This window comes from Aquabacterium sp. CECT 9606 (genome assembly GCF_918741295.1).
Classification (GTDB): Bacteria; Pseudomonadota; Gammaproteobacteria; order Burkholderiales; family Burkholderiaceae_C; genus Aquabacterium.
Window position 1 is genome coordinate 250,702 of the sequence record NZ_CAKKNB010000004.1, and the last position, 17,218, is coordinate 267,919.

The window sequence follows — 17,218 nt, forward strand, 5'->3', positions numbered from 1 at the left end:
AGGGCAAAAGCGCGATTATCCGGCACTTGCCTGAGTTGCGGCAGGAAGTCGCCCAGTTACTTCATGCTGAACAGCAGCGCGTAGCCCATCGCGGCAGCCACCAACAGTGCAGGGATGGCGTACATGTGAAAGCTCAGCCAAGCCCTGCGGTCGCCTGAAAGACGCAGCGCTATCAGGTTGGCGAGCGAGCCAACCATGAACCCGAAGCCTCCAACACTCACGCCGTACGCGATCACGCGCCAGTTGTTGGCGTACTCCGCCAGCGCAATGGCCGCTGGCACGTTGCTCACGACCTGGGAGGTGACGATTCCGGTGAAATACAGGTGCACTGGCTGATCGAGGCCGAGGCTTTGCATCGCATCGCGCACCACTGCCAGGCCAGCGATCAGGCGCAGGTCAATGAACATCAGGACGAAGACCAGCAACAGGCGCCAATCGAGTTGCGCCAGCACCCGCGGGCGCAACATCAGGAACACGGCCAGCACGGCGGCGACTGCTGCACCGGCGTGGTGCATATCGGTCGCGATCAGGAACGGGACGTACAGCGTCAGCGACATGCCGAGCAGCGTGTGGTCGAGTGGCGCCGCGGTAGCGTCGTCGCGAACCTGAATTCGCTCGCTGCCAAACGCACACGCGGTCAGCACAAGCAACGCCGCCATCATCAGGGTGACCAGCGGCAGCATGTGCCACACGAACTCGCCGAACGAGACTTTCGAGAGTTGCCACAAGAACAGGTTCTGCGGGTTCCCGATCGGTGTCAAGGCTGAGCCAGCGTTGACGGCCAGTGCTTCGAACACGACCAGCTTGGTCGATGGCATTTTCGTGAGGCGGCACATGCCGATCGTCAGGGGCACCACGATGAACAGTGCGACATCATTCGTCAGCAAGGTGGACAGCAGCGCGGCGGCCGTCACCAGGCACAGCGCAGCCTGGCGCTCGGTCAAGATCCTGCGGATGAGCGCGTGGCCGAGACGGTGCAGTGTGCCGCTGACCTCCAGGCCTTTGGTGAGCAACAGGAGGCCGGTGAGTGCCGCGATCGTCGGCCAGTCCACCAGCGATGGATAAGTGGCGATGCGGCCGGGCGCGAGCGCGCTGAGCACGACTAGCCCGGCGAGGAGAATCATCAAGAACGTGTCTTCCCGCAGACTGAGCAGCATCTTGCCCAGGCGGTGGTGCAAACTCAAACGCGTCATGGCAACAAGGTGCGGATCATTGGCTGATCTTCAGGGCCTCGTCGACCTGGTACTCAAAATAACGCTGGCCCGAGAACGCGATGGTGGCCATCAGCACGGTGGCGCCCAGCAGCAGGGCCAGCACCACACCGATCACGGCGGCCCAGCCGCTGGCAGGAGCGTTGGGGTCGGCGCGCAGGGCTGGATTGAAGCGTGCGTGCCATTTCTCATCGGCCATCAGCCCGTAGGCGATGGCTTGCAGCATGGTGTAGGCCACCATGAAGCCCAGAACCGGGATGAGCAGCCAGGCCAATTTGTCGTCCTGCCCCAGTTCTTCAACGCGCTGGATGCCCAGCACACCCAACAAGGTCGGAATTGGGTGCAACCAGCCCCACAAATCGCCAAAGCCGTAGAGGTAAAACCGGTGCAATCCCAACGGCCCGCCGATCAGCGCGAGCCAGGTGGCCAGGGTCTTGGACTTGTAATTTTGGGCGTTGGCGGTGGTGTTGCTCATGGGGCGGCGCCATTGAATGCGCACAAAACGAATTGCTCGGACTATAATGCGCGGTTTTCCAGCATGTGTTTTGCCCGGCGGTTTGCTGCCAGGCAGGGCGCGTATCTAAATGTGCTGGAACGATCAGGTGTCGGCCCAAGGCAAAAAGCCCCAAGCCGGCCGACAGGTCGCCGGACCCCGAGTGTCTCCCGGGAAAGGCAGCCGCCCAATTCATTTGAAGGACACATCATGGTCGTGATTCGACTTGCTCGCGGTGGCTCCAAGAAGCGCCCCTTTTTCAACATCGTTGCCGCTGAAAAGCGCAACCGCCGTGACGGCCGCTTCCTGGAGCGCGTGGGTTTCTACAACCCCGTGGCTTCTGGTCAAGCCGAGTCGCTGCGCGTTGCTTTTGACCGCGTGGAACACTGGGTGAGCCACGGCGCACAAGTGTCGCCCACCGTGGAACGCCTGTTCCGCGAAGCCAAGACCAAGGCCGTTGCGGCTGCTTGAGTCTTGATGGCATGAACGATCGCGTGGCTGCGCCCTCTTTGGGGCTGGACGATGACATCGCCTGGCCTGAGGATGCGGTGGAAGTCGCGCGCATCGGCGAGGCCTGGGGCATCCAGGGCGGATTCAAAGTCCAGCCTTTTTCGGGTGACCCCCAGGCCCTGTTCTGCACCAAGCGCTGGTTTTTGCGCCCTGCTGAAGTTCAGCCGGGCGCTGCAGTGCGCCCTGTTGCGAAGTCTGCCGCCCCGGCTGTGGCCCGCCTGAGCGCACCCCGCACCCTGAAGATCAAGAACGCCCGCGAGCAAGGCGACACCATCGTCGCCACGGCCGATGGCATCACGGACCGCAATGGCGCCGAGGCATTGCGCGGGGCCCGCGTATTTGTTTCGCGCTCTGCCTTCCCTACGCCTGATTCCGACGAGTTCTACTGGATCGACCTCATGGGGTTGACCGTGGTGAACCGCCAGGACGAAGTCCTGGGCACCGTGGCCGACCTCATCGACACCGGCGCGCACAGCGTGCTGCGTTGCGTCGACGAGGCCAACACCGAGCGCCTGATCCCATTCGTGTCGGCCTACATCGACAGCGTCAGCCTGGCTGACAAGCGCATCGTGGCCGATTGGGGCCTCGACTACTGAACAAGGCGGCACGCTCGTGCGCTTTGACGTCATCACCCTGTTTCCCGAATTGTTCGCGCCCTTTCAGTCGGTGGGCGTGACACGCCGTGCGTTTGAAAACAAGTCGGTCGATGTGCGCCTGTGGCCGCTGCGCGATTTCGCGGAAGACACCTACCGGCGTGTTGATGACCGGGCCTATGGCGGCGGCCCCGGCATGGTCATGCTGGTGGAGCCCCTGACCAAGGCTTTGGGCGCCATCCAGGCAGACCAGGCCTTGCAAGGCCTGCCGGCGCCATTGCCCGTGATTTTGTTCAGTCCCGCTGGCAAGCCCCTGACCCAGGCGCGCGTGCAGTCGCTGGCGCAAAGCCCTGGTGCCGTGCTGCTGTGCGGCCGCTACGAAGGCATCGATCAGCGTTTCATCGATGCCCATGTGGACGAAGAAATCAGCCTGGGCGACTACGTGCTGTCGGGGGGCGAATTGCCCGCCCTGACCTTGATCGACGCCGTGGCGCGTTTGCAGCCTGGCGTGCTGAACGATGCCGCTTCGCACCAGCAAGACAGTTTTTCGGACGGTTTGCTGGATTGTCCGCACTACAGCCGACCCGAGGTTCTGACAGTGGATGGCGTTGAAATGGCCGTGCCGCCCTTGCTGATGTCGGGTCACCACGCTCACATCGCCAAATGGCGGCGTGAGCAACAATTGACGATCACGGCCCGCCGAAGGCCAGAATTGATCGAGATTGCCCGCCAGTCCGGCGCCCTCAGCAAAGAAGACGAGCGCTTTCTTAAAACTTTACTGCTATAATCGCGGTCTTTTCCGATCCTCTATCTGGCCCGCCACAATGGCGTTAAGTGCGCAGACACGATCACTTAGGAGTTATCCATGGATCTGATCCAGCAGCTTGAGCAAGAAGAAATTGCTCGCCTGAACAAGACCATCCCCGTGTTCGCCCCTGGCGACACCGTGGTGGTAAACGTGAACGTCGTTGAAGGCACCCGCAAGCGTGTGCAAGCTTACGAAGGCGTCGTGATTGCCAAGCGCAACCGTGGCCTGAACAGCAGCTTCATCGTGCGCAAGATCTCCAGCGGCGAAGGCGTGGAACGCACGTTCCAGCTGTACAGCCCCCTGATCGCCACGATCGAAGTCAAACGCCGCGGCGATGTCCGCCGTGCCAAGCTGTACTACCTGCGTCAACGCAGCGGCAAGTCGGCTCGGATCAAGGAAAAGCTCGCTTAATCGCAGCAACTCCATCAACCGCCTGTTGCTCACGCCCAGGCGGTTTTTTGCTTTTGAACCCACCCGTCATGGCCCTGCCGTTCGACCCTCAAGCCACCGAAGTGCTCGGATACGACCAGCATCTGCCGGCCGTGGGCGCCGCGAGCTTGACTGCGCATGCCTTGCGTCAGCGTTTCAAGCACCCGCCCGAGTGGACGCCTGATGTCGAGATCGAGCGCTGGTTCAATGCCACCAGCCCTCGGCCTGCGGCGGTGTTGATCCCTTTGGTGATGCGCCCCGAGCCCACCGTGCTGCTGACCCAGCGGTCTCTGCACCTGAAGGCTCATGGCGGCCAGATCAGCTTTCCGGGTGGCCGCCATGAGCCTGCCGACATCACGCCGGTGAACACCGCCTTGCGCGAAGCCCACGAAGAAGTCGGCCTGCACCCTGAGCGGGTGGAGGTGCTGGGCAGCCTGCCCACCTACACCACCAATTCGGGCTTTGTGGTGACGCCCGTGGTGGGCCTGCTGCAACCCTGGGATCTGGACGACGAACTGCTCAAGCTGGAGCGCCAGCCTGGCGAGGTGGACGACATCTTCGAAGTGCCGCTGGCCTTTTTGATGAACCCTGCACACCACCAACGCCGCATGCTCATCGTGGCCGGCGCGCCGGTTGAGTTCCTGGCCATGCCCTGGTCCTCGACCCTGGCCGAAGAACCGTATTTCATCTGGGGCGCCACCGCCGCGATGTTGCGAAATCTGTACCGATTCCTGGCTGCGTGATGCCGTGCCTGGCTTTTTTGCATTGGTGCACGGGCGCACCGCTATGATCGACGCATGAGTTTCTTCGCCGTGCTGTTCGCCTTGTTGATCGAACAGCTCAAGCCCTTGCCGACCCGCAATCCCATTCACCACAGCCTGACGCGCTGGGTGCTCTGGACTGGGCGCAATTTTGACGCGGGCGCGCCTTCGCACTCCAAGGTGGTCTGGGCGATCACGGTGCTGGGCCCGGCCCTGGCGCTGGGCCTGGTGTATGTGCTGCTCAACCGCTACAGCACGGTGCTGGCGCTGGTGTGGGATGTGGCTGTGCTGTACACGACCTTGGGTTTTCGCCAGTTCAGCCACCATTTCACGGCCATCCGTGATGCGCTGGACAATGGCCGGGAGGACCGCGCGCGCGAGTTGCTGGCCGAATGGCGCCACGTGGATGCCAGCGAGTTGCCCCGTGCCGAGTTGCTGCGCCATGTGATCGAGCATTCGCTGCTGGCGGCGCACCGCCATGTGTTCGGCGTGTTTTTCTGGTTCGTGGCCTTGTCCACGCTCGGCCTGGGGCCGATGGGGGCCGTGCTGTACCGCATGGCCGAGTTCACCAGCCGTTACTGGGCCTACAAGAGCCATGTCACAGGGGCGCCTACCCATGATGGGCTGATGAACCTGTCGCAAAAGTTGTTTGCCTGGCTGGACCATGTGCCCGCCCGCCTGACGGCTTTCGGCTTTGCGGTGGTTGGCAACTTCGAAGAGGCGGTCGAGGCCTGGCGGCGTCATGCCCGGTTGTGGATCAGCAGCAATGAAGGCACGATCCTGGCAGCGGCCTCTGGCGCCGTGGGCGTGCGCCTGGGCGGCAAGGCGCCACCCGCTGCGTCGGCCACCTTGGACGTGAGCCGCACGCTCAGCAGTGGCGATGACCCCGATGCGACGTCCTCCGCGGGCAGCACGTCCGGGGCGCCACCCCAGATGGCCCATTTGCGCAGCGTCGTGGCCCTGATCTGGCGCTCGGTGGTGCTGTGGATGCTGTTGCTGGCTTTGCTGTCCCTGGCCAACCTGATTGGCTAACCAGGGCGTTGAGCCGGGTCTTGGTCTTCAGCCCACCTTGGCGATCGTGCCTTGCGCGGTGGCGCACAGTTTTTCGGTGCCATCGTCCAGCACGCTGAAAACATCGCAGCGGCAGGTGGCCGAGGTTTTTCCGGCATAGATCACGGTGGCCCGCGCCACCAGGGCGGTGCCCACCCCCGGGCGCAGGTAGTTGATCTTGTACTCGGCGGTCAGCACCGCAGGCCCCAGGCTGGAACCTCCGGCAAACGTCAGCGCGTTGTCGGCCAGATAGCTGATCACGCCGCCATGCGCGAAGCCGTTTTGCTGGCCCAGATCATCGCGCAGGGGCAGGCGCATCTCTACCCCCTCGGGGCCGTAGCCAATCAGCTCCGTGCCCAGCAAGCGGCTGAAACCCTGCATGGCCAGCACCTGGCGACCCATGGCAAGCATGTCAATCATGGCCGGCCTCAGTCGATCTTGATGTTCATGGTGATGCGGGCGTGGAACACCTTGGTGCCCTGCGTGTCGAAGATGTCGACCGGGACTTCGTGGTCACCAGGCTGCGTCCAGGCCACCTGGCTGCCATCGGCCACGGCACGCACGTCGGTCTTGGCCTTGGCCAGGTACTGCACCGTCATGCCTTTGGGAATCCAGCGGGCGCCAGCGGGGATGGAGGCGTCGGTCATGGTGCCGGCCACCAGTTCGGCCGCGTTGCACAGGGCGATCGCATGCACGGTGCCCAGGTGGTTGGTGATCTCGCGGCGAAAGGGCACCGTGGCCTCGGCGCGGTTGGGCTGCAGATCGGTGAACTGCGGGGAGATGGTGCTGAAGTAAGGCGCGAACTGGCAGACGGCGGCGGTGAACTGATCGGCGCCAGCGCTTTTGTAAAGGTTGAGAAGTTGGCTCATGGTGGTCTCCAGGTAAAAAAGCTGTGATGCAAGTTATTTGCAGAATAATATTCTGGAATATTATTCGGTGTCAAATGCACTTTTGATGAAAGCCCCGCGAGCCCGCTGATGCCTGCCCTTGTGAACCCCGCCTTGAGCGTGCTGGAGCGCGCTTATCCCGGTGCCCGTGCCCAGTTGAAGCGCCGCATCCTCCTGGGTGCGTTGGCCTGCTTCAATGAGCACGGCATCGAGCCCACCACCATCGACATGCTCAAGGAGCGTTGCGATGCCAGCGTGGGCAACCTGTACCACCATTTCGGCAGCAAGGAGGGGCTGGTGGCGGCCTTGTTCTTCTGTGCCCTGGAGGCGCAAGCGGCCCTGTCAGACGAAGGCTTTGCGCAAGCTCAAACCCTGCGCGAGGGCGTGGCGGCCTTGGTCCATGGCTATGTGGATTGGGTGACGGCGCAGCCAGAGTTGGCGCGTTTCATGTTCCAGGCGCGCGCCAGCGTGGCCAAGGGCCCGCATGGACAGGAGCTGCGCCAGCGCAATCGCCTGCGTGGCAAGGCATTGATGGCCTGGTTTGCCCAGCCCGAGCGCCAAGCTGGCCTGCGCGAGTGGCCGCCTGAACTGCTGCCGTCCTTGATCGTGGGCCAGGCCGAGAATTACTGTCGGGCCTGGTTGTCAGGGCGGGTCAAGACCTCGCCGCAACAGTACCGCGAGATGCTGGCCGAGGCGGCCTGGTGTTCGGTGGCCCGCCCCGCGGCCTGAGCAGGATCAGCCCAAGGCGCGGGCCTTGACCCACCAGTCGTTCAGCGCGTTGACGATGTCCGTCTGGCTGAACGAGCAGCTTTCTTCCGAGAACAGCGCGCTGGATTCAAGCTGGGTCAGGATGCGTTCCAGCACGTCTCGGTAGCGCTGCGGCAGGGCGGGCTCGTGCCCTTCGGCGGCGGCGCGCCATTGCTGCACCAGCGCGTTCAGGGGCAAGGCGCCTTGCCGGAAGGCATCCAGCGTGGCGGGCAGGGGGTTGAGTTGGTCTGAAGGCATGGCAGAGGGGGCAATGCGGCTGGTGGGATCAAGTCACCAGCGGGTCTGGCTGAGTTCGTCGAACAAGGCGGTGTACAGGCTGATGCGCATGGCGCTGATCTGGCCTTGCTGCACGGCGGCCTGAACGCCGCAGCCCGGCTCTTGCCGGTGCGTGCAATTGGCGAAACGGCAATCGGCGGCGTGCTTGGCGATGTCAGGCATCAGGTGGGCCAATTGAACGGGCGTGACGTGGTGCAGGCCGAACTCCTGGAAGCCCGGTGAATCGATCACCGCGGCACGTTTGTCGGCGTCGCTGGTGGCTTCACCCTCCACCCAATACCAGGTGGAGTGCGTGGTGGTGTGCTTGCCCGAGTTGAGGGCTTGCGAGATTTCGCCCACCTCGGCGCGCGCGTGCGGTGCCAGTGTGTTGATGAGGGTGCTCTTGCCCGCGCCGGAGGGGCCCAGCACCAGCGTGGCCTTGCCGCGCAGCATGGGCAGGATGATCTCCTTGGCGGCTTCGCCCTGGTGCTTGAGCGACAGCTCGATCACCTCGTAGCCCATGGCGCGGTAAGGCAGCAGGCGTTCACGGGCCGCGTCGGTGCCGGGCAGGTCGGTCTTGTTCAGCACGATGCAGGGCGTGATGCCCGCCACCTCGGCGGCAATCAACGCACGGGTGAGTTGCGCTTCACTGAACACGGGCTCGACCGCGATCCACATCAGCAGCAGATCAAGGTTGGCGGCGAAGGACTTGCTGCGCCATTCGTCCTGGCGGTAGAGCAGGTTGCGGCGCTCTTCGATGTTGACGATGACGCCTTCGTTGGCGCCGTCTTGCGTGAGGTGCCAGTTGACGCGGTCACCCACCACGACTTCGCTTTTCTTGCCACGTGGGTGGCAAATCAGGCGGCGGCCATCGGGTGTTTCGACAAAGCAATGGCGGCCATGTGTGGACACGACCAGGCCGGTTTCAAGCTCGGTGCCTTCGGGGATATCGTGGCGTTTGTTGGTGGCCGGGGAACGGGTGGAAATGCGTTGATGGGATCGCATGGGCGCTACAGGCTCAGTGCATCAACGCGGGCGGCGCAGATGAAATCATTCAGGGACAAGCCGGCCACCGAGTGGGTGGACCAGCGAAGGGTGCAACGGTTGTAGCTCACGGCCAGGTCAGGGTGGTGATCTTGATCGTGCGCGATCCAGGCTACCGCGTTCACGAAGGCCATGGTGGCGTGAAAATCCTTGAAGGAGAAGGTGCGGTGCAGCACGCCACCTGGCACAGAGTGGTCGATGGCCCAGTCGGGTACCTGGGTCAGCATCATCTGGCCGCCCCGCTCGGACAAGCAGGCGCCCGTGCGGTGTTCGCAGCGCTGCTGGGCCAATGGCAAAGCGGATGGCTTGGGCGCGCTCATCGTCACAGGCCCATGGCCGCCATGCGCTCGGAGGCCGGCGGGTGCGAGTAGTAAAAGCGCACGTAGAGCGGGTCGGGCGTCAGAGTGGACGAGTTGTCTTTGTAGAGCTTGATCAGGGCCTGGCGCAGGTCGCTGGCCTGCGCATGCGCGCAGGCATAGGCGTCGGCCTGGAACTCATCGCGGCGCGAGAAGTGGGCGAACACCGGGGCCACGAAGAACATCACCACCGGCACAGCCAGCATGAACAAGAGCAGGGCCAGCGCATCGTTGGGTGCCGCCATGTTGGGCGTGACGCCCAGGCCCTGGTAGAAGAACACCTGGCGCGACAGCCAGCCCAGCAAGGCAAAGCCCAACAGGCTCATGGCGAACATGCCAATCATGCGTTTGAACACGTGCTTGTGCTTGAAATGGCCCAGCTCGTGGGCCAGCACGGCTTCGATCTCACCATGGTTGAGGCGGCTGAGCAAGGTGTCGTAAAAAACCACGCGCTTGGACGACCCCAGGCCGGTGAAGTAGGCATTGGCGTGAGCCGATCGGCGGCTGCCGTCCATCACGAACAGGCCCTTGGCCGCGAAGCCGCAGCGCGCCATCAGCGATTCAACTTTGCCTTTCAGGGTGTCGTCTTCCAGCGGCGAGAACTTGTTGAACAGCGGGGCGATGAAGATGGGAAAGACGATCATCAGCAGCAAGCTGAAGCCCACCCAGGCGCCCCACGCCCACAACCACCACTGCGGCCCTGCAGCGCCCATCAGCCACAGGATCAGGGCCGCGATGGGGGCACCCAGGGCCAGGCCCAGCAGCCCTTCCTTGAGCTGGTCACCCATCCACATGCGGAAGGTCATGCGGTTGAAGCCATGGCGCTGCTCGATGCGGAAGGTGCTCCAGGCGGCCAGGGGCAGGTCGACCAGGCTGCTGATCAGGCCGAAGCTGAGCAGAAGCGCCAGTTGGTAGGCCAAGGGGCCATGGCTGGTGGCCAGGGCATCGCGCAAGGCGATGTTGAGGGCGTCCAGCCCGCCCAGCAGCGTCCAGCCCACGAGTAGCGCGGTGCCAATGGCAGTGCTGACCAGGTCGAAACGCAGCTTGTCGATCGTGTAGTCGGCGGCGCGCTGGTGGTTGTACAGGCCCACGGCCATGTCAAAACCGGCGGGCACCTGGCCACGGTGCTTGACCACGTGCCGCACCTGGCGGTTGGCCAGCCACAATTTGGTGATCACGGAAGCCACCAGGAAAGCGGCAAAAACCAGAGAGAGGGTGCTTGATTGCATGGCTGCAAGTGTACGAGTTGCCCGACAATCTGCACTCGACCACCCATTGTTTGCCCCTCATGATCGATACGACGCCTACCTCCGCCGCCCCGACCCTCGCTTCCAGCGATCAGAACCTGATCTGGATCGACCTGGAGATGACCGGGCTCAAGCCGGACACCGACCGCATCATTGAGATTGCCGTGGTGGTGACCGACCCGAACCTGACGGTGCGCATCGAGGGCCCCGTGTTCGCGGTGCATCAGTCTGACGAGATGCTCAATGGCATGGACGCCTGGAACAAGGGCACCCATGGGCGCAGCGGCCTGATCGACCGGGTCAAGGCCTCCACGGTGGACGAGGACCAGGCCGTGCAGGCGGTGATCGCTTTCCTGAAGCAATACGTGCCGGCCAACAAGTCACCGATGTGCGGCAATTCGATCTGCCAGGACCGGCGCTTCCTGGCCAATTACATGCCCAAGCTGGAGGCGTTTTTCCACTACCGCAACCTGGACGTGAGCACGCTCAAGGAGCTGGCCAAACGCTGGAAACCTGGCCTGGCCGAAGGCTTCAAGAAAGCGCAAAAACACACCGCCCTGGCCGACATCCACGAGTCGATTGACGAGCTGGCGTATTACCGCGAGCATTTCCTGGTGAAATGAAAAACGCCCCAGTGAAGGGGCGTTTGGCGGGGTAGTTCAGAGGCGTGAAAGCCGGCGGTTTGATCAGCCGCGACGGCGTTTCATCAGGCTGCCAACGGTCAGCAGGCCAGCCAGGGCCAGCGCGTAGGACTCGGGCTCGGGCACGGCGCTGATCGAGGCCACGTCGGTGGCGCTCAAGGCGGTGTTGTAGACGCTGATGCCCTTGAGCACGCCGGGGGTGATTTCGTAGCCGTCGTTGTCGTCGGTCAGCACATAGATGGACTTCAAGGCCGAGCTGAAAACGGTTTCGCCAGCGGTGTCCAGGAAGCTGAACTGCTCAACGCCGTTGATGTAGGCGGTGAAGCTGCCCGACAAGGCCGAGCGGGTCAGGGTCAGGTTGAAAGCCTGGCCGGGGCTCAACACGGCGGCGGTGCCCAGCACGTTCGCGTGGGCAGAGTTGGAGAACGCCAGGGCGCCATCGTTGATGTAGACGCCAGCATCGCTGGTCAGGCCGGCAAAGTCCAACAGCTTGCGGGTGTAGTCGGTGCGCGCCACGCTGGCGAAGCTCAGGTTGAGCGTGTATTCGCTGCCCGAAGCCAGCACATCGGCCAGACTGACAGACGAGGCGCCCCAACTGCCGTAGTAAGTGTGCAGGCCGTCGGCTTGCACATCGGCGTCGGTGAAGGTCAGGCCAGGGTTGGCGGCTGCATTGAACGGGGTGGTGAACAGCACCGAGTAATCGGCGGTGGGGGCGGCTTGGGCCGAGGTGACGGCGGCAAGGGCCAGCAGGCTGGCGGCGGCGATGCGGTACAACATGAACTACTCCTGGGTGGTGTTTTGAACACCATTGACTTCTGAACTGATACGGATTGTTGCAGTGCCAGGCCGCCAATGGTAAAAATCTGACCCCTCGGCTGAGGGGGATCAGGCCACTTCAGCACCAGGGCCAGGCCTTTTGGGCGCTTTCAAGCCATTTCTCCAGGGTGGTTTCGGACACACACAGGCCCAGCACTGCGCCGGCCCTTTGAATATCGGTCAAAGCATGTTCTGGTTGGAGTGCCTTGGCGCCATGTTGTTTGGACAACTTTTCACCATGCGGATCCAGGACCAGCGGGGTGTGCAGGTAAGTGGGGGTGGGCAAGTCCAGGCACTGCTGCAGCCACTGCTGGCGTGGCGTGTTGTCGGCCAGGTCCTCGCCCCGAACGATGTGGGTGATGCCCTGGTCCGCGTCGTCCACCACCACCGCCAGTTGGTAGGCCCACAAGCCATCGGCACGGCGGATCACGAAATCGCCCACGGTGGCGTCCAGCGCCTGAGTCTGAGGCCCCAGCCGGCGGTCGTGCCATGTCCACAGCGCTGCCGGGCCTTGGGGCACTTTCAGGCGCCAGGCGCGCGGTGCACGTCCGCGCAGCCCGCCGTTTTCAGGCCGGCAGGTCCCGGGGTAGACCAGCTCGCCATGCCGAGTTTTGGCCAGGCCCAATGCCGCATTGGCCTGTGCGATGTCAGCGCGGGTGCAGGCGCAAGGGTAGGCCAGATCGCGGGCCACCAGGGTGTCCAGGGCGGCCTGGTACAGGTGGCCGCGCTGGCTTTGGTAGAGAGGCGGCTCGTCGGGCACCAGGCCCAAGGCGGCCAGTTGCTGCGGGATAAGTTGGTCAGCGCCAGGCACACAGCGCGGCGTGTCAACGTCTTCAATGCGCACCAGCCAGCGGCCACCATGGGCGCGGGCATCGAGCCAACTGGCCAGCGCCGCCACCAGCGAGCCGGCGTGCAAGGCGCCTGTCGGCGATGGTGCGAAGCGTCCGATGCAGGGGCTCGGCGCAGCGGCGGTCACAGCAGCATGTCTCCGTGCAGTGACAGCAACGCGGTGCGCGTGGCGGGCCGGCTGAGTTGCTGGAGCCACCAGTCCAACGCGTGGCCGGGCCGGGTCGACTGCTGCCGCCACGCGTAGTAGGCGGGGTTCAGTCGCCTCGGCTGGTCGACGGCTTTGAGGATCAAGCGGCCTGCTTCGATGTGAGGCCGCACGATGGGTTCGGGCAAGAAGCCGCAGCCCAGTCCGCGCAGCAAGGCCTGCAGCTTGCCCGACATGGACGGCAAGGTCAGCACATCCTGACCAGGCTGGATGCCCACGGTGAGGGGCTGCAAATCGCGGGCGGTGTCGGCCACGGCAATGATGCGGTGCAGGGCCAGGGTGCTGGCGGGCAGGGGCTCGGGCACCTGCGCCAGCGGGTGGTGCGGGGCCACGGTGAGCACGAACTCGAGCTCACCCAGAGGCTCGATGCGGATGCTGGACGACGATGGCCGATCGCCCGGCACGCCAATGGCCATGTCGGCCTGGCCTGAAACCAGCGCCTCCCAGGTGCCGTTGAGCACTTCATTGCGCAGCTTCAGGCGGGTGGGCGGGTTGAGGGCATAGAAGGCTTCGATCAAGTCGAACATGGCACTGGGCGCCACCGCGTTGTCGATCGCGATCGTCAACTGGGTTTCCCAGCCCGAGGCCACGCGCTGCACGCGGTTGGCGACGGCGTCCATCTGTTGAAGCAAGAGCCGCCCTTCGTGCAGCAGTTCTTCTCCGGCGGCGGTGAGCTTGGCCTGGCGCGAGCGCCGGTCGAACAGCAGCACGTCCAGCGACTCTTCGAGCTGGCGCACACTGTACGTCAGCGCCGAAGGCACCTTGCCCAATTCACGCGCCGCCGCCGCGAAGCTGCCAGTGCGCTCGATGGCATCCATCATCAAGAGCGCATCGGGGGTGAGGGCTTGGCGGCGTTCGGACATGGGAAAGCCTGGAAGACGGAGGTGGCCTCAGCGCTGCTGCACTTCCAGCGAATAGGCCGCGTGCTCGTCGATGCCGATGGTTTCCACCAGCCAGGGCAGCGCCTCGGCCAGGGTGTCGTACAAGGTGTGCGGCGGGTTGATGACGAACATGCCGCTGCCATGCAGGCCCAGGCCGTCTTTCGAGGCGCCCTTGACCCGCAAGGTGGCGTGCAACCAATCGACCGACAGCTCGGCCGCCGCGCGCTTGAGCTGCGCCGGCAACTGGTTGGATTCGCGCCGGGCCACCTCGGGGTACCAGATGGCGTACACGCCCGTGGAAAAGCGCGGCACATTGTCTTTCAGGGCCTGCACCACGCGGCGGTAGTCTTCCTTGATCTCGTAGGACGGATCCATGTGGACCAGGCCACGGCGGGGTGGCGGCGGCACGCAGCCTTTGAGGCCGCCAAAGCCATCGGCCGCCTGCACGCTCACGCCGCGCTTGACGGACGAGAAGTGGTTCTGCAGGTTCTTGATTTCGCTGGGGTGGAGTTCGAACAGGCGCAGGTGGTCGCCCTCGCGCAGCATTTGCGCGGCGATCTGCGGCGAGCCTGGGTACCAGTCCAGGCGGTCGCCCGTGTTGGTGGCGCGGATCTGCTCGAGCAGTTCGGCCACGCCCTTGGGCAGGTCGGGCGCGTTGCGCTCTTTCCAGACCTTGACGATGCCATCAAGCGCTTCACCGCTTTTGGCTGCGTAGGTGCTGGTCAGGTCGTAGACCCCGCCACCGGCGTGGGTGTCGATGACCCAGAAAGGTTTGTCTTTGAGCAGCAGGTGCGAAAGCAGCTGCACCAAAACCATGTGCTTGAGCACATCGGCGTGGTTGCCCGCGTGGAAGCCGTGTCGATAACTGAACATGTGCCAAGGGTAGCGGCTTTTCGCCAAATTCCCGGCATGATCCGACGATTCGCCTTGATGAAAAATCTGCATTAACTGGATGACCATGACCAACGCCACCGCTCCCGTCCGCTTGCTGGTGATCGCCGGCAGCGCCCGCAAAGGCTCCTACAACCGCCAACTGGCTGATCTGGCCGAACGCAAGGCGCAGGCCCTGGGTGCCCAGACGACCTCGGTCGATCTGGCGGCGCTCGATCTGCCGATCTTCCATGCCGACTGGGATGCCTTGCATGGCGTGCCGCCCGGCGCCTCGAAGCTGCGCGAGCTTTTTTCCTCGCACGATGGCCTGCTGCTGGCCTGCCCCGAGTACAACGCCTTGCCCACGCCCTTGCTGATCAACAGTTTCGATTGGCTGTCAACCGTGCCGGAGGGCGAAGGCCACCCGGGCGGTGCGGCCACCACGGTCAGCAAGCCGGTGGGCTTGTTGGCAGCGTCACCGGGCGCGCTGGGCGGCATCCGTGCCTTGCCCATCGTGCGCACTTTCTTGAGCACCAATTTCGCGATGGTGGTGGTGCCCGAGCAATTGGGCGTCTCGCAAGCCGACCAAGCCTTTGACGAAGCCGGTGCGTTCAAGAGCGCGGGTTACGACAAGATCCTGAACAAGGTGGTCGCCTCGGTGATCCAGCAGGCCCGCTGGCGCGCCACCGCCTGAGTGGCTTACTTGCCGGTGGCCGTGCTGGCCTGGGCCAGAAACGGCAGCGCCGCCTTCAGGGTCTGCTGGGCATCTTCTTCCTGGGGGATGTGGCCCAGCTCGGGAAAGGTGACCAGCGTGCAATGCGGGATCTCCTGGCAAAACTGCGGCCCGTTCGCGGGCGATACCATGCCGTCCTTCATCCCCCACAGCACCAGCGTGGGTTGCTGCACGCGCCTGATCATGTGCGAGCTCGCGCCCCACTGGGCCTGGTCCATGCGCTGGAAGAGCGCGCGTCGGTTGCCCACGCGAAGGGTCAGCTCAAAGTAGCGCTGCACGCGCTCAGGCGTGACTTTGCTGGGATCACCAAATACACTGCGCACGCTGGACTCGACCACGGCACGCGGCAGGATGCGCTCGGCGATCCAGCGCCAACTGCGCGCGCTGGCGATCTGGAAGCCAATCGGCATGGAGAGCGCCGATTGCGCGTAGCCATCGGAGTCGATCAGCACCAGCTTGCGCACACGCTCGGGCGCGAGGATGGCGGTCTGCCAGGCGACCTCGCCGCCCAAGGCATTGCCCACCAGCATCACCCGCTTGACCCCGAGCGAATCCAGCAGCCGCAGCACGAAGCGCGTGTAAGCATCAATGTGGTATTCGCCTTGCGGGCTGGGGCCCGTGAGGCCGAAGCCCGGCAAATCGACCGAGATGACCCGGCGCGTTTTCTGCAGCTCCTGCTGCCAGCCTTCCCAGCTGTGAAGGCTGGAGGCCATGCCGTGCAGGAGCACGATGGGCACGGGATCCGTCCGTGGCCCCGTGTCTCGGATGTGCGCCTGCATGCCATCCAGCTCGACAAACGTGGACGGCTCCTTGGCCCATTTGGCCACCAGCGGGCCGATCTGCCGATCGGGCTCCCAGGACACGCCCACGGCAATGGCCAGGCCAAGGCCCAGCAAAACGCAGGTCCACCAAACGCGGTTGAGCCAGGTCATTCAGGAATCAGCTGGTGGCGCGCACTGGCTGGCGGGGCTTGTTCATGCGCGCCACGTGGCGGATCACCAGTCTTTGGTAGCTGGCACCCAGCAGCCGCACCAGCTTGTCCAGGAACTTGGCATCAGGGCCGACCAGCACGCGGCGCTGGTCTTTCTCAACGGCGGCCAGGATCTGCAAAGCCGCCGAGTGTGCGGTGGTGGTGTTGATCATCTTGTTGGCCCGGCGCTTTTGATGCTCGGCGCTCACGCCCGTGATTTTTTCCATCGCCGGATCGATCTTGCCGGCCATGGCGATGTTGGTGGCGATGCCGCCTGGGTGCACGCAGGTGGCGCTCACACCAGCGCCTTCCATCTCAAGCTCCATGCGCAGGCATTCGGTGTAGCCGCGCACCGCGAACTTGCTGGCGTTGTAAGTGCCCTGGCTGGGGATGGACATCAGCCCGAACAGGCTGGAGGTGTTGATGACGTGGCCATCGCCCGAAGCCTTCAGGTGCGGCAGGAAGGCCTGCGTGCCGTGTACCACGCCCCAGAAGTTGATGCCCATGATCCATTCGAAATCGCTGATCTTGCAGGACTCGACTGGCACGGTCAGGGAGACGCCCGCGTTGTTGAAGATCAGGTTGACGCGGCCGTGGTCCTTGGCGACCTGGTCGGCCCACGCGAACACGTCGTCGCGGTTGGCCACGTCCAGCTTGGCGATGGTGACCTTGACGCCATGCGCCCCCGCCAATTCAGCCGTCTTGGCCAGCTCGGTGGCGTTGACATCGCTCAGCGCCAGGTGGCAGCCGCGGCTGGCCAGCTCAACCGCCAGGGTGCGGCCCATGCCCGAGGCCGCGCCGGTGATGGCGGCAACTTTGTTCTTGAAGGATTTCATGGCGA

At 64.1% G+C, this 17,218-nt stretch carries 23 protein-coding genes; 9 read left to right on the plus strand and 14 right to left on the minus strand.

Annotated elements, in window-relative coordinates; translation table 11 throughout:
• Positions 1–56: 56 nt before the first annotated feature.
• Both LQ232_RS18400 and LQ232_RS18405 read right to left on the minus strand, forming a co-directional pair.
• The gene (locus tag LQ232_RS18400; protein WP_230181849.1) at positions 57–1,193 is read right to left on the minus strand and encodes an SLC13 family permease; all 1,137 of its coding nucleotides are present in this window, start codon (positions 1,191–1,193) and stop codon (positions 57–59) included.
• Positions 1,194–1,209: 16 nt separating this feature from the next.
• The gene (locus tag LQ232_RS18405) at positions 1,210–1,686 is read right to left on the minus strand and encodes a hypothetical protein (RefSeq protein WP_230181850.1); all 477 of its coding nucleotides are present in this window, start codon (positions 1,684–1,686) and stop codon (positions 1,210–1,212) included.
• A 228-nt stretch (positions 1,687–1,914) separates the two neighbouring features.
• Here LQ232_RS18405 and rpsP point away from each other — a divergent pair, with 228 nt between their 5' ends.
• From rpsP to LQ232_RS18435, 6 genes are all read left to right on the plus strand, one after another.
• Positions 1,915–2,175: a 30S ribosomal protein S16 gene (gene rpsP / locus LQ232_RS18410; protein WP_230181851.1), complete on the plus strand. Its 261-nt coding sequence runs from the start codon at positions 1,915–1,917 to the stop codon at positions 2,173–2,175.
• Positions 2,176–2,186: 11 nt separating this feature from the next.
• The gene (gene rimM / locus LQ232_RS18415; protein WP_230181852.1) at positions 2,187–2,810 is read left to right on the plus strand and encodes a ribosome maturation factor RimM; all 624 of its coding nucleotides are present in this window, start codon (positions 2,187–2,189) and stop codon (positions 2,808–2,810) included.
• A 16-nt stretch (positions 2,811–2,826) separates the two neighbouring features.
• Entirely contained in the window at positions 2,827–3,594 is a 768-nt protein-coding gene (trmD, locus tag LQ232_RS18420) for a tRNA (guanosine(37)-N1)-methyltransferase TrmD (RefSeq protein ID WP_230181853.1), read from the plus strand.
• A gap of 78 nt (positions 3,595–3,672) precedes the next feature.
• The gene (gene rplS / locus LQ232_RS18425; protein WP_230181854.1) at positions 3,673–4,026 is read left to right on the plus strand and encodes a 50S ribosomal protein L19; all 354 of its coding nucleotides are present in this window, start codon (positions 3,673–3,675) and stop codon (positions 4,024–4,026) included.
• Between the two features lie 68 nt (positions 4,027–4,094).
• Positions 4,095–4,787 (plus strand): CoA pyrophosphatase, encoded by a 693-nt coding sequence (locus LQ232_RS18430; RefSeq protein ID WP_230181855.1) that lies wholly within the window; start codon positions 4,095–4,097, stop codon positions 4,785–4,787.
• Positions 4,788–4,841: 54 nt separating this feature from the next.
• A complete protein-coding gene (locus LQ232_RS18435) occupies positions 4,842–5,837 on the plus strand; it encodes a CobD/CbiB family protein (RefSeq protein WP_230181856.1) in 996 nt (331 codons plus the stop codon).
• 27 nt (positions 5,838–5,864) lie between these two features.
• Here LQ232_RS18435 and LQ232_RS18440 read toward each other — a convergent pair whose 3' ends face one another.
• Positions 5,865–6,275: a PaaI family thioesterase gene (locus LQ232_RS18440; RefSeq protein WP_230181857.1), complete on the minus strand. Its 411-nt coding sequence runs from the start codon at positions 6,273–6,275 to the stop codon at positions 5,865–5,867.
• Between the two features lie 8 nt (positions 6,276–6,283).
• Positions 6,284–6,724 carry a hotdog fold domain-containing protein gene (locus tag LQ232_RS18445; RefSeq protein WP_230181858.1) on the minus strand — a complete coding sequence of 147 codons (441 nt, stop codon included), beginning with the start codon at positions 6,722–6,724 and terminating at the stop codon, positions 6,284–6,286.
• Positions 6,725–6,832: 108 nt separating this feature from the next.
• On the opposite strand from LQ232_RS18445, the gene LQ232_RS18450 reads away from it, so the two are divergent.
• Positions 6,833–7,471: a TetR/AcrR family transcriptional regulator gene (locus LQ232_RS18450; protein ID WP_230181859.1), complete on the plus strand. Its 639-nt coding sequence runs from the start codon at positions 6,833–6,835 to the stop codon at positions 7,469–7,471.
• Between the two features lie 6 nt (positions 7,472–7,477).
• On the opposite strand, the gene LQ232_RS18455 is transcribed toward LQ232_RS18450, so the two are convergent.
• The 4 genes from LQ232_RS18455 to LQ232_RS18470 form a co-directional block, all read right to left on the minus strand.
• Positions 7,478–7,747 carry a hypothetical protein gene (locus tag LQ232_RS18455; protein ID WP_230181860.1) on the minus strand — a complete coding sequence of 90 codons (270 nt, stop codon included), beginning with the start codon at positions 7,745–7,747 and terminating at the stop codon, positions 7,478–7,480.
• 33 nt (positions 7,748–7,780) lie between these two features.
• Positions 7,781–8,713, minus strand: coding sequence for a ribosome small subunit-dependent GTPase A (rsgA, locus tag LQ232_RS18460; RefSeq protein WP_371820343.1), 933 nt, complete (start codon positions 8,711–8,713; stop codon positions 7,781–7,783).
• Positions 8,714–8,775: 62 nt separating this feature from the next.
• On the minus strand, positions 8,776–9,129 hold the full coding sequence (locus LQ232_RS18465; RefSeq protein WP_371820308.1) for a 4a-hydroxytetrahydrobiopterin dehydratase: 354 nt from the start codon (positions 9,127–9,129) through the stop codon (positions 8,776–8,778).
• 2 nt (positions 9,130–9,131) lie between these two features.
• Complete coding sequence (locus tag LQ232_RS18470) at positions 9,132–10,394, minus strand: M48 family metallopeptidase (RefSeq protein WP_230181862.1); 1,263 nt, start codon at positions 10,392–10,394, stop codon at positions 9,132–9,134.
• A 59-nt stretch (positions 10,395–10,453) separates the two neighbouring features.
• On the opposite strand from LQ232_RS18470, the gene orn reads away from it, so the two are divergent.
• The gene (orn, locus tag LQ232_RS18475) at positions 10,454–11,035 is read left to right on the plus strand and encodes an oligoribonuclease (RefSeq protein WP_230181863.1); all 582 of its coding nucleotides are present in this window, start codon (positions 10,454–10,456) and stop codon (positions 11,033–11,035) included.
• 63 nt (positions 11,036–11,098) lie between these two features.
• Here the strand turns inward: orn and LQ232_RS18480 are convergent, their stop codons facing one another.
• The 4 genes from LQ232_RS18480 to LQ232_RS18495 form a co-directional block, all read right to left on the minus strand.
• Positions 11,099–11,830: a LamG-like jellyroll fold domain-containing protein gene (locus tag LQ232_RS18480; protein WP_230181864.1), complete on the minus strand. Its 732-nt coding sequence runs from the start codon at positions 11,828–11,830 to the stop codon at positions 11,099–11,101.
• A gap of 118 nt (positions 11,831–11,948) precedes the next feature.
• Positions 11,949–12,845, minus strand: a complete 897-nt coding sequence (gene gluQRS / locus LQ232_RS18485; protein ID WP_230181865.1) for a tRNA glutamyl-Q(34) synthetase GluQRS — start codon at positions 12,843–12,845, stop codon at positions 11,949–11,951.
• Positions 12,842–13,786, minus strand: a complete 945-nt coding sequence (locus LQ232_RS18490) for a LysR substrate-binding domain-containing protein (protein WP_230181866.1) — start codon at positions 13,784–13,786, stop codon at positions 12,842–12,844. Before LQ232_RS18490 ends, gluQRS begins: the two co-directional genes overlap by 4 nt.
• Before the next feature lie 27 nt (positions 13,787–13,813).
• The gene (locus LQ232_RS18495) at positions 13,814–14,677 is read right to left on the minus strand and encodes a 23S rRNA (adenine(2030)-N(6))-methyltransferase RlmJ (protein WP_230181867.1); all 864 of its coding nucleotides are present in this window, start codon (positions 14,675–14,677) and stop codon (positions 13,814–13,816) included.
• 85 nt (positions 14,678–14,762) lie between these two features.
• Here LQ232_RS18495 and LQ232_RS18500 point away from each other — a divergent pair, with 85 nt between their 5' ends.
• Positions 14,763–15,368, plus strand: a complete 606-nt coding sequence (locus LQ232_RS18500; RefSeq protein WP_230181868.1) for an NADPH-dependent FMN reductase — start codon at positions 14,763–14,765, stop codon at positions 15,366–15,368.
• Between the two features lie 5 nt (positions 15,369–15,373).
• Here the strand turns inward: LQ232_RS18500 and LQ232_RS18505 are convergent, their stop codons facing one another.
• Both LQ232_RS18505 and LQ232_RS18510 read right to left on the minus strand, forming a co-directional pair.
• Positions 15,374–16,339: an alpha/beta fold hydrolase gene (locus LQ232_RS18505; protein WP_230181869.1), complete on the minus strand. Its 966-nt coding sequence runs from the start codon at positions 16,337–16,339 to the stop codon at positions 15,374–15,376.
• Positions 16,340–16,346: 7 nt separating this feature from the next.
• On the minus strand, positions 16,347–17,213 hold the full coding sequence (locus tag LQ232_RS18510) for an SDR family oxidoreductase (RefSeq protein ID WP_230181870.1): 867 nt from the start codon (positions 17,211–17,213) through the stop codon (positions 16,347–16,349).
• Positions 17,214–17,218 lie beyond the last annotated feature (5 nt).